The organism is Fischerella sp. PCC 9605, from assembly GCF_000517105.1.
Classification (GTDB): domain Bacteria; phylum Cyanobacteriota; class Cyanobacteriia; order Cyanobacteriales; family Nostocaceae; genus PCC9605.
Genome location: NZ_KI912148.1, coordinates 1 through 16,620, shown reverse-complemented (window position 1 = coordinate 16,620; position 16,620 = coordinate 1). Strand labels below are relative to the sequence as shown.

13 protein-coding genes and 1 CRISPR repeat array are annotated in these 16,620 nt (G+C 40.3%); of the genes, 12 read left to right on the top strand and 1 reads right to left on the bottom strand.

The window, feature by feature from the left end; genetic code table 11:
- Positions 1-38 precede the first annotated feature (38 nt).
- Positions 39-2,147, top strand: a complete 2,109-nt coding sequence (gene cas3, locus FIS9605_RS0102510; protein ID WP_026731174.1) for a type I-D CRISPR-associated helicase Cas3' — start codon at positions 39-41, stop codon at positions 2,145-2,147.
- Between the two features lie 28 nt (positions 2,148-2,175).
- Positions 2,176-2,436, top strand: coding sequence for a DUF433 domain-containing protein (locus FIS9605_RS0102505; protein WP_026731173.1), 261 nt, complete (start codon positions 2,176-2,178; stop codon positions 2,434-2,436).
- Positions 2,437-2,439: 3 nt separating this feature from the next.
- Here the strand turns inward: FIS9605_RS0102505 and FIS9605_RS43820 are convergent, their stop codons facing one another.
- On the bottom strand, positions 2,440-2,598 hold the full coding sequence (locus tag FIS9605_RS43820) for a hypothetical protein (protein ID WP_197035993.1): 159 nt from the start codon (positions 2,596-2,598) through the stop codon (positions 2,440-2,442).
- Positions 2,599-2,671: 73 nt separating this feature from the next.
- Between FIS9605_RS43820 and cas10d the strand changes: the two genes are divergently transcribed.
- The 10 genes from cas10d (at position 2,672) to fni (ending at position 16,314) form a co-directional block, all read left to right on the top strand.
- Positions 2,672-5,992, top strand: a complete 3,321-nt coding sequence (cas10d, locus tag FIS9605_RS0102500) for a type I-D CRISPR-associated protein Cas10d/Csc3 (protein ID WP_026731172.1) — start codon at positions 2,672-2,674, stop codon at positions 5,990-5,992.
- 77 nt (positions 5,993-6,069) lie between these two features.
- Complete coding sequence (gene cas7d / locus FIS9605_RS0102495; RefSeq protein ID WP_026731171.1) at positions 6,070-7,083, top strand: type I-D CRISPR-associated protein Cas7/Csc2; 1,014 nt, start codon at positions 6,070-6,072, stop codon at positions 7,081-7,083.
- 5 nt (positions 7,084-7,088) lie between these two features.
- Positions 7,089-7,796 (top strand): type I-D CRISPR-associated protein Cas5/Csc1, encoded by a 708-nt coding sequence (cas5d, locus tag FIS9605_RS0102490; protein WP_026731170.1) that lies wholly within the window; start codon positions 7,089-7,091, stop codon positions 7,794-7,796.
- 154 nt (positions 7,797-7,950) lie between these two features.
- A complete protein-coding gene (gene cas6 / locus FIS9605_RS0102485; RefSeq protein WP_026731169.1) occupies positions 7,951-8,808 on the top strand; it encodes a CRISPR-associated endoribonuclease Cas6 in 858 nt (285 codons plus the stop codon).
- A gap of 21 nt (positions 8,809-8,829) precedes the next feature.
- The gene (cas4, locus tag FIS9605_RS0102480) at positions 8,830-9,423 is read left to right on the top strand and encodes a CRISPR-associated protein Cas4 (RefSeq protein ID WP_026731168.1); all 594 of its coding nucleotides are present in this window, start codon (positions 8,830-8,832) and stop codon (positions 9,421-9,423) included.
- An 18-nt stretch (positions 9,424-9,441) separates the two neighbouring features.
- A complete protein-coding gene (gene cas1d / locus FIS9605_RS0102475) occupies positions 9,442-10,446 on the top strand; it encodes a type I-D CRISPR-associated endonuclease Cas1d (protein ID WP_026731167.1) in 1,005 nt (334 codons plus the stop codon).
- Positions 10,447-10,464: 18 nt separating this feature from the next.
- Positions 10,465-10,752, top strand: coding sequence for a CRISPR-associated endonuclease Cas2 (gene cas2, locus FIS9605_RS0102470; protein WP_026731166.1), 288 nt, complete (start codon positions 10,465-10,467; stop codon positions 10,750-10,752).
- Positions 10,737-10,877, top strand: a complete 141-nt coding sequence (locus FIS9605_RS43815) for a hypothetical protein (RefSeq protein WP_197035992.1) — start codon at positions 10,737-10,739, stop codon at positions 10,875-10,877. The genes cas2 and FIS9605_RS43815 overlap by 16 nt, the downstream gene beginning before the upstream one ends.
- Positions 10,878-10,964: 87 nt before the next feature.
- A CRISPR array of direct repeats spans positions 10,965-13,972; the repeat unit is 37 nt; unit sequence GTTGAAATTTCACTTAATCCCTATTAGGGATTGAAAC.
- A 245-nt stretch (positions 13,973-14,217) separates the two neighbouring features.
- On the top strand, positions 14,218-15,159 hold the full coding sequence (locus tag FIS9605_RS0102460) for an alpha/beta fold hydrolase (RefSeq protein WP_026731165.1): 942 nt from the start codon (positions 14,218-14,220) through the stop codon (positions 15,157-15,159).
- Between the two features lie 99 nt (positions 15,160-15,258).
- Entirely contained in the window at positions 15,259-16,314 is a 1,056-nt protein-coding gene (gene fni / locus FIS9605_RS0102455; protein WP_026731164.1) for a type 2 isopentenyl-diphosphate Delta-isomerase, read from the top strand.
- Positions 16,315-16,620 lie beyond the last annotated feature (306 nt).

The window sequence follows — 16,620 nt, the reverse complement described above, 5'->3', positions numbered from 1 at the left end:
TAGGATTTAACAACAACTTACGGACACTATTTAAGGATATGTCCAATTACAGTATTTCGCTTAAGCCTGTATATTCCCAAACTGTGTCGACGCCTCAAGGTTTGAAATTACCTGAGAATTGGTCGCTTTCTTGGCATCAAGTCGAAACTTTTAAAGCACTACAAGATCCAAATATTGAAGTCATCTTCAACACGGCGATGACTGGTGATGGCAAGAGTTTGGCCGCTTTTCTGTCAGCGATGAATAATCGTACGTACACTTTAGCAATGTACCCAACAAATGAACTGGCGCGCGATCAAGAAAAACAGGTACAAGGGTATAAGGCGCAGTTTCAGCCAAAGTATGATCCGCAGATACACCGCCTTACAGCAGCGGTTTTGGAAGACTATGTAAATACGGGGAAGTTACCTTCTAAGCTGGAAGGACTTGATAATATTTCGACTTTGTATGAAATACTCTTAACTAACCCAGACCTATTTCACTACATTCATAATTTCTACTATCTGCGAGGTAAGATAGATAACCCAGATAGGTTATTTCGCCGAATTGATGAGAGATACAAACTGTTTATTTACGACGAGTTTCATATCTTTTCCTCTCCACAGATTGCGAGTGTAATTAATACTATCCTGCTAATTAAAAATACAGCAAACGACCCAAAGAAATTTCTATTTCTGTCTGCTACACCGAATAAATTATTACAAGGCTTTCTAGAAAACGCTGGAATAACACCAAAAATTATTAACCCGGTAGATGTTGGTGCATATAAATTTGATGCTGATACTGAAAATCAAGCTTGGCGACAGATTAGTCAGCCAATAAATTTAACTTTTCCCCAAGGTTTGGAACCGAATTTGCGTTCAACTTATGAATGGCTAGAAGAAAATGCTGAAAAAGTTATTCTGAAATTTTTCCAGGACTATCCCAACAGTAAAGGTGCAATTATTCTCAATTCGATCGCAGCAGTGAAAAAATTATTGCCTAAGTTTAAGGCTATTTTTGAACCGCGATGGCAGGTGAGAGAAAATACGGGATTAACAGGGGAAACAGAAAAAAGAGATTCAGTTGCAGAAGCTGATTTACTCCTTGGGACTTCAACAATTGATGTGGGAGTTGATTTTAAGATTAATTTTTTAGTTTTTGAAGCTGCGGATGCGGGTAATTTTATTCAGCGTTTTGGTAGACTTGGCAGACATGAAGGATTTGATACCTATCAAGCTTATGCATTAATTCCGAATTTTTTAGTTGCGAGGTTATTTGAAGAGCAATCCCATCCATTACAGGAGGGTGAAACTTATGACCGGATAACTTTTACGAACGCTATTCGTAGTTCGTGGATAGACAGAAATGAATTTGAAAGATATCCGAAGCGATGGGGTGGGATACAGTCAGCTTACATTTACTCTAAGCTGCAAGGTAATTCGCACATGAGAGAAAAATATCCCGATGTGGCGAGAAAGTTTGGTACTGATATTCAAAAAGCGTTAGAAATTAGTATAAAACAAATGAACGGACAGTTTTATCGCTGTCAGAGTGAAGGGAAAACAAAAATTATTGATGAGGCGAGGAGTTTTAGAGGTAGTAGTCAATTAGATTGTGCAATTTACGATTTAACTAATCCTGATGAACCAGAAGTGGATAGGTTTAAAATGTATAACCTTCCTGGTATTCTCAGCAACTTTATTTTTGAGTTGTGGGATGAAAAAAGCTTCATAGAAAAAGCGAAGAAAACAGGGGTAACAACCAAAAGATTTGAAAAAGCTTTGTGTTATTTGAAGTTAAAAGATTTTCGAGAAGTGCGGGAAGATTGGCATTTTTACTATCCAGGAAATATCCGCGAATTGGCGAAAACCAGTAAGGTGCAAGTTCTTAAAGATTTGGAGATTTGCCAACCCCACGGTTATGGTATCCAACAAATAAGTGATGCAGTAAGTCGGCGTAAATTAGTGTGCTTTATTTCGGATCGCGATCGCAATTATTTACGCGCCATCCTCAGGCTACCAATGCACTTTCAAGTTTACCCCCTCACCAACGAACCTGAAAATCGAGGTTCCTGGTATTCCATAGCCTTTGGACAGGATGCGTTGTTGTTAGAAACCCTAACTTGGTATTGGAAACCCAAGGATGATGAAGGATGGATATGTTAGAACTATAGGCGTTTCGAGGCAAAGCTTTATGAGTAATGATAATTTACTTTACCGAATTTCTATCGATCCAAATATCTGTTTTGGCAAACCCCGAATTAAAGGACATCGCATACCAGTATCTTTGATTCTTGATTTATTAGCCGCAGGGGAGACAATGGAAGCAATTTTAGAAGAATATCCAGGTCTTGAAAAAGAGGATATTTTAGCATGTATTGCCTATGGTGCAGAAATGGCAAGAGATTGTTTTGTTGAAATTCCTATTGGTACTCACCAGGAAATAAAAAAGTGAATATCAAATTAGACGAAAATCGGCGTTGCATATTTGCGGGATGATTTTATTTTCTCTTTGAATTGAAAAACTTAATTCTTGGCATTCTACCGTTCCGGAAGCCGCTTGCGCGTCTATGGCGTCTACCCTTCGGGAAGCCACTACGTGTCTATGGCGGTTCATTATTCATCCCCATTTTATGCAACGCCCGAAAAGTTCAAAAATATCAACCATTTGCATCAGAGGAAAAAGATTCATGACAGACTTTGAAGATAATTTTGATGATTTACCGGAATATGTACCAGATTTTGATTCCACAGATGATGACGATGATGAATCGCCGATAAAAAAAGAACTGCTAACAATACGCTTGTTCAAACAAGCAGTGAAAAAATCGAGAGATAATCAAGGAGATACAATTTTAGAAAAGTTTGCAGAATATGTCTTACCCAATCTCATTCAACAGTTAGCGGGTGCAACTGCGAAGGGTGGTAAGTTCTTTGATGTCACAGTTCCAAAAATTAATGCCAAACGTGCTTGTGAAGGTAAACCTCCTGTTGATAGCAGCAGAAATGCAGGTGATCAATCCATAGTAGCTCATTTACTGAATGGATTATTTCCCACCTATCGAATTATCAAGGAATTGCAAAAATCTAGTGTAACTAATCCAGTTAAACGTAACTGTGGTGAGTTACAAGTTTGTATTTTCATTGCTTCCTATCTACTGCATGATTATGAAAAGTTTCCTGATTATAAAGCATGGTTGATAGAGAATAATATAGCTGAAAGAGATTGGGAATTAGAACCTCCGAAAAAAACAGATGCACCCAATTTAGGACGTGGATACATCACCAAGAAAATACTAGACTTTGGCTTGCATTATTTATTAGGTGATGATTGGCAAGATTTTATTGACGATCTCATCGAAATTAGTAATAATTCTGGTGTTAAACACGACTCCGATTTAGGTCTTGCTACTCGTGGATTAAAAACCTTAGATGATGAAAGGATAGATAGTAGAATTCGACAGGTTTTAATCGACCTAGTCTCACTATCTGATTTATTTGCTTCTGTCATCAAACATCCTAGAGATGTAGAAACTGGTCGTTTACCGAATCTAATTAGCAGACTCAGTAACCATCAATTAAAACTCACATACCATTCCCTTTCAGAAAATCGTGGTGTTCTTACTAATATCCTCAACAATTCATTAATTGAAGCACACCCAGAAGAATTTTATACACCGTTGCTTTATCTTCCTGATGGTGTTGTCTACCTAGCGAATACAAATGCACCAACCATTACTACTGATACAATTCCTGAAGGTGTTGTTGATAAAATCAAAAGTCTTTGTGCTGAGAAGTTAGGCGAAAGACAAACTGGATTTAATCGCGATGGGAAGGGTTTAAAGTTTGCTGATTATTACTGGCTATTTTTTGATGTTGTCGGATTAATGAAAGTCAGTATTGATGCAGCTTGCAGATTACTTCCAGATGCAAAAAATGCTGCGAGTGGGAAGCGTAGTGAGAGTTTACAAAGCTATCAAACCCAAGGCGAATTGCCTGAAAATTTAAATCTACAATTTATCAACGACATTCGCATTGACCGCTTGGCTGAATTTGGCGATATTTTGTGTCGGGGAATTTGGGGTACTTGGCGGGAACGAGTTCATGAAGCACAAAAAGAATTACCAAAAGCAAAAAGAAAAATACCTCCAGAGTTAGATTTAACTCAAAAGCTAGCTGAATACTTAGAATTGTCAGAAGAAATACCAGCAGTCAGACAAATTCAATTCCTAAAGAAAACTGGTGGTGTTCCGCTTGATTGGTACTATCTTGCAGCACAGTATTTCCGCAAGCATCCCGGTAAAGATTTTGCTGAAATCTTGGAAGTTATGCGAGGAATGGTAAATCATGCTGCAAGTTTAATTCAGCCAATTGTCGATAATTTTCAAGATATTCCGGATGGTTGGGAGGATTTAAAAACCTACGTTAAGCGTGTAATATCATTACCAACAGGAGCAGTTTTCGCACCAGAAACCGAACCATTTTTACTGGAATTAAAACGTTACAATGCCGCAAAAGTAACGGGAAGAGGAAGAGAAAGCGTTTGTGCAATGTCGAGTTCTGCTTATACTGTCACTGAACAGATGGAGTCAGCAACTTTATTTGCACCACAAGTTTACAGCAACCGTCAGATTTTATTTAACGCGCAGGCTGCAAAACGGCAAATCTGCTCAATTTGGTCAATTGAAATCATGTTGAGACAGATTTTAATGAATCAAACTAATGCTATTGGTGGAGATTTTGAAAGCCGCAAATATCGCTATCTTTATCTTTATCCCACCTACTTTTTTACACCTGAAACCAATAAATTTTTGCAATTAGCCTACAATCAATTCGCGAGAACGCGATTTGATGCTGAGTTGCGAAAGCATTTCATCACCGATCAACAAATAGCAAAATTCAGCATTCAAAATTATCAGCAAGTCGATACGCTGCTGATTAAAGAGAATTTACAACCAGATGACGATCGCACTTTTAAAATCAGTTTTCCAGAAAAGGAAACTCTAACATTTTTCTTCTTAGGATTACCCCCAGGAAGAGAACCAACAGACACTGAATCTTGGGTAACGCCTGCATGGCTAGCATTAACCTTACCGCTAGTTATGGATGTAAAAGTTGTTGCATCCGAGTCACCAGTTCCACCATTTATTAGTGGTGCAGAATTTGAAGAAACGGCGTTATTAGATGGCGAACATCAAGCGATTCATTCTCTGATTAAAAAAGATAATTATCGCTTAGATAGTATCTTACCTCGTAAATCGGGAGAGTTTTCACCATTAAATACACTAACTGCTGCTTACTCAATTCACCTAGAAGTCAACCGTAAAAAGGATGGCGATCCAGATTGGGGTAAGTTAGCAGACTTAGCGCGGGATTTAGAAACAAGTCCACTGTATGTCTTTCACTATCTTAATAAATGGTTGCGGAAACAAGACAAGGTTGAGACTGTATCTATTGCCAAAACTCGCTTATATTTAGATTTTTACCATTACTTTGAGCCAGGAGGAGAAACCGTGAATCAACTGCGTGAATTAACAGAACTCTATCGCCGTTTTTATCGTGCGAAAAGTTCTTATGCTAAAGCCAATGCAATCCTTAAACCCATTGATGAAGCTGCGGATGTACTTCTGAAAATTGATAAAGCTATAGCTAGTGACGCTGAATCATTAACAGATGTTGTGGCTGCACGTTTATCAAAATTAATGAATAACGTACGCCGAAAAGCAGCAGAAGGTAAACCTACCCTAACTTTAGTGGAGGGAAAGTGGAAACCTGCATTAACTCCAGAAGAAGAAAGACAAGCAGTTTATGATTTTGCTAAGTATTTTGTCAAAGAGATTTTTGAGGGAAGTTTTAAAAGCGATCGCGCACGTTTAGCAGGTACTCAACTCAATCTCATCCGCGATACCTGTGAATACCTTTATCGCCTCGCAGATGATGAAGAACGCAAGAACCTTCCGCAAGCAGAATCCGAAGATATTCCTGATTTAGATGTTGATGATGCAGCCTAAATATGTAGAGACGCGATATATCGCGTCTCTACAATAGATTCCGTATTTTTGTATAACCTTAACCCTTGGATAAAAATATGAACTTTCTGAAAACCGTTGACGCTAAATTCTTCCATAACGAAATCCCTGCAAAACCAATGGGTAAATATGCACATTTCATCACAATTCGCATCACTGAATCTTATCCATTGTTTCAGACTGATGGAGAATTAAATAAAGCCAAAGTGCGTGCGGGAATTGAACAAAAAGAACCGATTAGCCGCTTGGCAATGTTTAAACGTAAACAATCCACACCAGAACGTTTAACCGGACGAGAATTACTGCGTAACTATAAAATTGGTGACTGGGAAAAATGCGACTACAACGTAGATTTCAGCAAAACAACTCCTGATTGTATTCTCTATGGTTTTGCAATTGGTGATGCTGGTTCCGAAAAATCAAAAGTAGTTGTGGACACTGCTTATTCAATCACTCCCTTTGAAGACTCTCACTTGAACTTCACCCTCAATGCACCATTTGAGAACGGAACTATGAGTAGAAACGGGGAAGTTACCAGCAGAATTAATAGCCAAGATCATATCTTACCCCAAGTTTTCTTCCCTAGTATTGTGACACTCAAAGATCCTACTGAAGCCGGATTTTTATATGTTTTTAACAATATCCTTAGAACTCGTCACTATGGCGCACAAACAACCCGTACTGGTAGAGTTCGTAATGAATTAATTGGGATAATTTTTGCCGATGGTGAAATTATTAGCAATTTGCGGTGGACTCAAAAAATTTACGATTTATTGAACTTTGCAGGAAAAATTAATCCTCCCGATCCGCTGAATGAAGATGATGTTCGAGATGCTGCTAATAAAGCAATTGCTGAACTCATGACTCAGGAGTTTATTTCCCACACCGATTATATTGGTGATGGCTTTCTACCTCTGCTAAATGAAGTCAAAGCTATTACTAGTGATGAAAATAAACTCAAAGAATTATTGACTCAAGCAAATGCAGAATCATCTGCTTATGCACAAAAACACATCCTCAAGAGTTCTGAAAAAGGTAAGAAAGGCAAAAAAGCAAGTGCAGCAGCTGAGTAAAAATCATGGCAATTATTTACCGTTGTCAAATTGAATTACATGATAGTTTGTATCATGCCACTCGCGAAATAGGAAGATTATACGAAACAGAACCAGTAATTCACAATTATGCCCTCTGTTACGCACTCGGATTAGTAGATAGTGAAATTTACTCCACCACAGTTTCTGAACAAGACTCCTACCGCTACTTTTGCCCAGAACAAGTTCCCAAATATGAGGAGCATTTAACACCACTAAATCACCAAGGAATCTACGTCACTCCAGCACGTTCTCTCAATCATACTGCCATTCTCAATACTTGGAAGTATGCGAATAATAACTATCATGTTGAGATGGAAAAAACCCAGAAAAATATCCCTAGTTTTGGTAGAGCAAAAGAAATTGCACCGGAAAGTCAATTTGAGTTCTTTGTCATCTCCCAAAAAGAACTGAAATTGCCAAAATGGATTCGCTTGGGCAAATGGATGAGTAAAGCTGAGGTGACGGTTGAACAATTACTAAAACCTAAGATCGCTGAAGGTGTATTCACTTGCACTCATCCTTTAAATCCTTTGGATGTCATGTTCACTAATCAAGTGATTAGCTATGATGTGGTAAATATGCCTCCAGTTAGTCTCATTCAAAATGTCCAAATGCGAGGGCAATATTACTACTTTGACGATATCAAAGAACTAAAAATTCCCGTGCGGATGGCATACTATTTTCGAGGTTAATCACTTCTCAAAATCCGAAGTACGTTTTCTTTTCTTCGCTGATGCTTGCGCCAGCAACTCTGCACTAAAACCTGCTTGATGTTGCAGCATCAAATTGCGAGTTCGCTGGCGTTGGTATATCTTTAAGTGATTTTATCCAATCTAAAAGCATCTCATGCCGCATAGTTTAGTTCTCAATCTCATTCCCCACTCTCCCATCTATCCTAATTATCTTACCGGCAGACATTACCACGCACTGTTTTTAAATCTTGTCAGTTCGGTAGATAGAACTTTGGGTGACTTACTCCACCACTCCACCGCAGATAAAGCTTTTACTCTGTCTCCTTTACAGGTGCCATCGACTTACACAAGTAATGGTAGTGGCAAGCGAGGACATTCAAGCCAAAAAAATTACACTTTACAATGGCAACACGAAAAACCTATTCCACCGGGTACTCCCTGTTGGTGGCGCATCTCTCTATTAGACGACACTCTCTTTAGCCAACTGACTCCACTTTGGCTGAATATCAATCCCGAACGTCCTTGGCATTTGGGTTCTGCGGATTTGTACATCACAAGTATTCTTGGCACTCCCCAATCAACGCAACCTTGGGCAAATGCTTGTACCTATGAGCAATTATATGAGCAAGCAAACCAGAGCGATCGCACTCTTCAATTCACCTTTGCCACGCCTGTAGCCTTCCGTCAAGGTGGCTACGATACCGTTATGCCAATTCGAGAATGTGTTTTCAACAGTCTTCTCAATCGCTGGAACAAATATAGTGGGATTGAATTTACCAACATCCCCATCGATGCAATTTATCCAAGTTTTTTTAACATTCACACAGAAGTTGTTAGTAACTATGAAAGCAAATTTATCGGTTGTGTTGGTGAAATTAGCTATCGGATTCTCGGTAATGTAGAACCAATCGCGATTAAGCAAATAAATACTCTTGCTAACTTTGCCTTGTATACCGGAGTTGGACGCAAAACAACGATGGGTATGGGTATGACACGCAGGATAAATAGTTAGTGGTTAGTGGTTAGTAGTTATATGAATGATACAGAATATATTCCGATCGCTGCACTCAATCAATATGCCTATTGTCCGCATCGCTGCTGGCGGATGATTTGTGCAGGCGAATTCATCGATAATCAATACACAATTGAAGGTACAAGTTTACACGATCGCGTCCATACTCTAGGACAAGGACACCGCGAAGATATCTGGCAAATTAGAGCGATTTGGCTGAAATCAGATCAATACAAACTTATAGGTAAAGCTGATTTAATTGAAGCAGAAAATGGTGAGTGGTATCCCGTCGAATACAAGCGGGGACGTAAAGGCGAGTGGGATAACGATGAACTACAAGTTTGCGCCCAAGCGTTGTGTTTGGAAGAAATGACTGGGAAAAAAATTCCTCTCGGTTATATCTATTACGCGCACTCGCATCAACGCCAATTAGTAGAAATTACTGATGAACTGCGCCAAAGCACAGTTCATACTATCGCAGCAGTTCAAGCTTTGCTATTTACAGGTGCTATGCCAAAAGCATTCAAAACTAAGCGTTGCGATGGTTGTAGTCTTTATCTACGATGTTTGCCTCAAGCTGCGGACAAAGTAGGACGTTATCAAGAAGCCAATTAATTAATTTTCAATACAATTATGGGCACAGTTTATATTACTCAAGAAGATGCTTTTATCGGCAAAGTTGATGAACGACTCAACGTCAAATTTGATAAAAAAACAATTTTAGATGTGCCATTAATTAAAATTGATGGTGTCGTAGTGTTAGGACGCGCTACGGTTTCACCAGCTGTCGTCAATGAATTATTAGAACGTCAAATTCCGCTGACATTTCTGACTGAAACAGGTCGTTATTTAGGACGTTTAGAACCAGAAGTGACCAAAAATATTTTTGTGCGTAAGGCACAATGGCAAGCAGCAGGCGAATCAAATCAAGCAATTCATGCTGTCCAAGGGTTTGTACGCGGTAAACTGAAAAACTACCGCAACATCCTCAACCGTCGCCAACGCGAATCTACAGACTTAGATTTATCTGCTTCTATCCAGCGCTTGGAACAAGTAATTGCACCAATTGATACGACTCAAAGTATAAATTCTTTACGCGGATTGGAGGGTGCAGGTAGTGCAGCTTATTTTGGCTGTTTCGATCAAATGATTCGGAACACCGAATTTAAGTTTACCAACCGTGTTCGCCGTCCACCAACCGATCCGGTGAATTCTTTACTCAGCTTTGGTTATGCGTTGCTACGTCATGATGTTCAAGGTGCAGTTAATGTTGTCGGGTTTGACCCATATTTAGGATACCTGCACTGCGATCGCTACGGTAGACCATCACTAGCATTGGATTTAATGGAAGAATTTCGTCCCTTGGTGGTGGATGCAATAGTCTTATCTACATTAAATAAGCTGTTATTGACACCTGCTGATTTTGTCACGGAGCCCTTAAGCGGTGCAGTTTCCCTCACCAACGAAGGACGAAAAACATTCCTGCGCTTATATGCACAGAAGAAGCAATCTGAATTCAAGCATCCTGTGCTGGGACGCAAATGTACTTACCAAGAAGCATTTGAACTGCAAGCCCGATTACTGGCTAAATACTTAATGGGCGAAAGCGAGAAATATCCACCATTGGTTTTGAAGTAGAAAAGGTGGAATTGAGCGATGAATGTTGTTGTATCCTATGATATCTCTGAGGATAAACGCCGTACAAAGATTCATAACATCCTCAAGTCCTACGGGCAATGGGTGCAGTACAGTGTGTTTGAGTGCCAGCTTAGCGACACGCAGTATGCAAAATTGCGATCGCGCTTGAACAAGTTGATTCAACCTGATACTGATAGCATCCGCTTTTACTTTCTCTGCGCTTGCTGTTTTGGTAAAGTTGAACGTATCGGTGGTGAACAGCCTCGCGACAACACAATTTTCTTTGCTGAATGCGCGGATGGGTAGGTGTTGGCAAACAAGCTTTGGGAAAAATGGCTGAATTGTTTTTGGTACAAGGGTTGAGGGCGATCGCACTACCTCACCCATCCGCGCACCTTGTCTGGACTGGGTTTCAGCCATTTTCACCCTAGACAATCCTAATTTCTCATGCTATGATTGACCCATCCGCGCTAACGAACCTTGAAAATCGAATATGTGTTGGCTTTCGGGCTACCGCAGTTGAAATTTCACTTAATCCCTATTAGGGATTGAAACCAAGAACGTGAGGGATTGTAGCCAAGTTTAGATAGTTGAAATTTCACTTAATCCCTATTAGGGATTGAAACATGCTGGGTGATGTCGAGGATGCTTTCAAGATGGGTTGAAATTTCACTTAATCCCTATTAGGGATTGAAACGGCGGGGATTGCTGGAGCGAGGCAGAACAGAAGGGTTGAAATTTCACTTAATCCCTATTAGGGATTGAAACAAGCTAGGTTGTGGGGGCATCCAAAAGCCTTAGATGGTTGAAATTTCACTTAATCCCTATTAGGGATTGAAACAACACGCACTTTCTCCTGAGTGGCACGAACGGCAGTTGAAATTTCACTTAATCCCTATTAGGGATTGAAACAAAATCCTGGCTAACCGCTATCCTGCCAAGGAAAGTTGAAATTTCACTTAATCCCTATTAGGGATTGAAACCCCAAATAACCGCAGACATGCGCGAGGGGACAAGTTGAAATTTCACTTAATCCCTATTAGGGATTGAAACTGCCCTTTAGGGCTAGTAAAGGTATTACGTTCCGCTGTTGAAATTTCACTTAATCCCTATTAGGGATTGAAACCGATTTAGTAGTCATGGGGGTGGACTGGGGGGATCGTTGAAATTTCACTTAATCCCTATTAGGGATTGAAACCTTGGCAAGTCTGGCAACCCAAGACTCAGAAGTGGTTGAAATTTCACTTAATCCCTATTAGGGATTGAAACAGCTTTTTTACTATACTGCCCTTTACTATCCTGCCGTGTTGAAATTTCACTTAATCCCTATTAGGGATTGAAACAACCTGGATTTCTCACGGGCGGGGAACGGGGTTGGTTGAAATTTCACTTAATCCCTATTAGGGATTGAAACCCAATCCATTGTTAACAGCGGCGAGAATTCCAAAGCCCCGTTGAAATTTCACTTAATCCCTATTAGGGATTGAAACTATCGTACAGAAATAACAAATATAATTATAGAAAAGTTGAAATTTCACTTAATCCCTATTAGGGATTGAAACTGCTATTCATCCTAGTGGGGATTCCTGGATGAAAGGTTGAAATTTCACTTAATCCCTATTAGGGATTGAAACTCCATCTATTACTTTTATCACTATTGCACTATACTGTTGAAATTTCACTTAATCCCTATTAGGGATTGAAACAAATGTGGTGTAATAGGTGAACCATATACTACTACTGTTGAAATTTCACTTAATCCCTATTAGGGATTGAAACACTTAACTTCGTATATATCTTGATCTACACCTGTGTTGAAATTTCACTTAATCCCTATTAGGGATTGAAACCCACTCCAGCCTTAATACTCCATTAGTGCAATTGTTGAAATTTCACTTAATCCCTATTAGGGATTGAAACACGCTGAGTACACTGAATTAAGAAAAAGCATTAATGTTGAAATTTCACTTAATCCCTATTAGGGATTGAAACCAGGCCCCCCTCCATTCCCGCTTCACGTCAGGCCTGTTGAAATTTCACTTAATCCCTATTAGGGATTGAAACCCGGGGGCTTCAAAACCGAACCCGGCAAGATGGGCAAGGTTGAAATTTCACTTAATCCCTATTAGGGATTGAAACTCTGAGCAAGCCGGCGCGCTAACAATAAAAGCTAGGGATGTTGAAATTTCACTTAATCCCTATTAGGGATTGAAACTATGGACTACCACGGAGAACCTAGTCTACGAGGCGTTGAAATTTCACTTAATCCCTATTAGGGATTGAAACATGGACAGGGCAGCTGACCATAAATCCCCCCTAGCGTTGAAATTTCACTTAATCCCTATTAGGGATTGAAACCTACGTGTACTACACTAATGGGGTTTCCTATGGGAGTTGAAATTTCACTTAATCCCTATTAGGGATTGAAACTACTGGATATCCTTAAGGGGAGGTAAGGTGAATAGAGTTGAAATTTCACTTAATCCCTATTAGGGATTGAAACTCATCCTAGCCCTATGCGTAGACATGATGGCATCGTTGAAATTTCACTTAATCCCTATTAGGGATTGAAACCCGTCACTGGACGATGTGCAGATAATCTTTGGGTTGAAATTTCACTTAATCCCTATTAGGGATTGAAACAAAACATTATTGGATAAATGAAAGCAAATATAGAGTTGAAATTTCACTTAATCCCTATTAGGGATTGAAACGGCGCAATTTGCGGACAATACAGCGATGCAGCCGAAGGGGTTGAAATTTCACTTAATCCCTATTAGGGATTGAAACGCCTAACAGATTCCAGAGCACCCTTGGGTGCCGCAGGAGGGGTTGAGTTGAAATTTCACTTAATCCCTATTAGGGATTGAAACTTATCCTCATAAAGAATAGTTAATGTAATTCCATAGTTGAAATTTCACTTAATCCCTATTAGGGATTGAAACATACTATTAACTCCTCCATCAGGAAACTTAAATATGTTGAAATTTCACTTAATCCCTATTAGGGATTGAAACGGCTACAGTAGCCAAGACCTCTAGAGGGGATGTAGCAGAGTTGAAATTTCACTTAATCCCTATTAGGGATTGAAACCCTTCTTCTACCCAGTAGGCACCGTAGACCCTAATGTTGAAATTTCACTTAATCCCTATTAGGGATTGAAACAAATGCCTTAGTGGTCGAGGCACTAACAACACGGGTTGAAATTTCACTTAATCCCTATTAGGGATTGAAACTTTTGGTTGACATCCTCACTGGGCTAAAGCCACGGTGAGTTGAAATTTCACTTAATCCCTATTAGGGATTGAAACATTAGTCTTGCTTGACTAATGACCGATGACGCTTGTTGAAATTTCACTTAATCCCTATTAGGGATTGAAACTATTCTTAAGCACTTAGCAGCAAAAAACCCGAATGTGTTGAAATTTCACTTAATCCCTATTAGGGATTGAAACACGCAATCCCAATTTAGTACTAATGTCAAGGTAAGTTGAAATTTCACTTAATCCCTATTAGGGATTGAAACTTTTGATTCAGACTTTTGAACGCGATCGCCCCTAAGTACAAAATTTCGTAAGTTCATAGCGAAATGTTTGCACAAAGACTCTGCGCCCCTCTGCGTCTACTCCGCGTCCCTCTGCGTTTCAAATCGCTACTTTTTCATACCTGGCGGTGAAACTTGTTTCATAGGGACTGCCTCCTCCCTTTTGCCTTATTTTCTCAAAAATAGCGATTAAGCTAGAAATTAGGAATATAAATCAGGAGGCAAAATTGAACGGCGCGGTTCACTGGCAACAACGAGTAGGCAATCAACGAGACTGGGTTTGGCGGGGTTGGCAAACTCGCTACACTTACATTCGTCCGATCCAAAATCACCAACAGACAACACCCCTGATTTTGCTACACGGGTTTGGTGCTTCTATTGGACATTGGCGACACAATTTAGAAGTATTGGGGGAACAGCACACAGTCTACGCCCTTGATATGTTGGGTTTTGGGGCTTCAGAAAAAGCTTGCGTTAATTACAGCATCCAGCTTTGGGTAGAACAGGTTTACGACTTTTGGAAAACATTTATTCGTCAACCTGTGATTTTAGTAGGTAATTCTACTGGTTCGCTGATTTCCTTAGCTGCCGCCGCAATCCATCCAGAAATGGTGCAAGGTGTAGTGATGATGAGTTTGCCAGATCCCTCATTAGAACAAGAGGCTATACCTGCTTTTCTGCATCCTGTCGTTGCCACCATTAAAAATATCGTGGCTTCGCCATTGGTGCTCAAACCCCTATTTTACTTCATTCGCCGACCAAAGTTTTTGCGTCGCTGGGCTGCGATTGCTTACGCTAACCCAGAGGCTATTACAGACGAACTAATAGAAATACTAGCTGGCCCTCCTCAAGATCGGGGTTCAGCCCGTGCTTTTAGTGCTTTGTTTAAAGCTACAATCAGCCCCAATTTTGGATTGAGTGTTAAGTCTTTATTGCCTACTTTAACAATTCCTATGCTCTTAATTTGGGGGCAAAAAGACAGGTTTGTTCCCCCTGCGCTTGCTCGTGAATTTGCTCGGTATAACGGAAATTTGCAACTGTTGAATCTAGAAAATGTCGGGCATTGTCCCCACGATGAATCCCCAGATATAATTAACCAGGCAATTTTGGATTGGATTATTTCACTTTCTAAAAGAGACCCTATTTTATCAGAATTAGCAGATGCTTAACTTTGCTAGCGTTTTACGTTAAAAATATCTGATTAAGTAAGAAATCTTGTGTGAAACTGACACAATAGAAGTTGCAACTGTTTGGAATAACACCTACCTGTGAACACGCCCATTACCCAATCAGCCACTACCCAAACTCGCAAAGCCGACCACATTCGCATCTGCTTAGAAGAAGATGTGCAATTCCAACAAACTACCAATGGACTGGAATCCTATCGTTTCATCCATTGTTGCTTACCCGAACTCGATCGCGATGAAATTGACATTAGTACTACCTTTTTGGGAAAGCGTCTCCTCGCCCCACTGCTGATTTCTTCCATGACTGGGGGAACCCAAGAAGCAGGTATAATTAACCGTCGTCTGGCGGAAGCTGCTCAACACTATAAAATTGCGATGGGCGTTGGTTCCCAGCGCGTAGCAGTGGAGAAACCTTCTGTTGCTGATACTTTCGCCGTCCGTAAATACGCTCCTGACGTTCTTCTATTTGCCAACCTGGGCGCTGTTCAACTCAACTACGACTACGGCTTAGATGAATGTTTGCGAGTCGTTGACATCCTTGAGGCTGATGCTTTGATTTTGCATCTCAACCCACTGCAAGAGTGCATTCAACCCCGAGGCGATACAAATTTTCGGGGATTACTTGAAAAAATAGCTATTTTATGCAAGTCACTACCCGTACCAGTAATTGCTAAAGAAGTAGGCAATGGTATCTCAGCGGCAATGGCAGAGAAACTTGTTGCTGCTGGAGTGAGGGCGATTGATGTGGCGGGTGCTGGTGGTACGTCTTGGGCAAAGGTAGAAAGCGAACGGGCAGAAAGTCCTTTACAGCGGCGCTTGGGTAGAACTTTTGCAGATTGGGGTTTGCCAACAGCAGATTGTATAACCAGCATTCGTGCTGTTGCACCAGAAATACCTTTGATTGCTTCAGGAGGGTTGCGTCATGGGCTGGATGCAGCAAAAGCCCTGGCACTAGGAGCAGATATAGCTGGTTTAGCAATGCCATTTTTGCAAGCGGCTGCCTCTTCAGAAGCTGCTGTTTACGACTTGGGGAAAGTGTTAATTTCTGAGATCACCACAGTACTATTTTGTACTGGCAACGCCACCTTAGCACAATTAAAGTGTTCGGGAAGTTTAGAGCGATTGACACTCCCCTGACTATCAAAACCTCGCTATTATATTAAGAAACTTCCAAGTCCTCAAAAGCACCACAGCAACTAAAGTTGCCCGTGTCGCCTTCATCCGCGCTTATGTCGTTTACAACGTCTACAACGTTTATATAGTAAATATTTTACGCTGTTGACGATTTATACAACGTTTCAAGTGGATACTGGGATAACATCTCTGAAAAAGGTATCCACTTTTCATCGTTAGTGTAGATCATGATGCCGTCTTTGGTAGTTTGACTAGCTTGAATCAACCTATGCAGCTTGGCTTTTGGATACCATTCGGTGAATAAGTCTA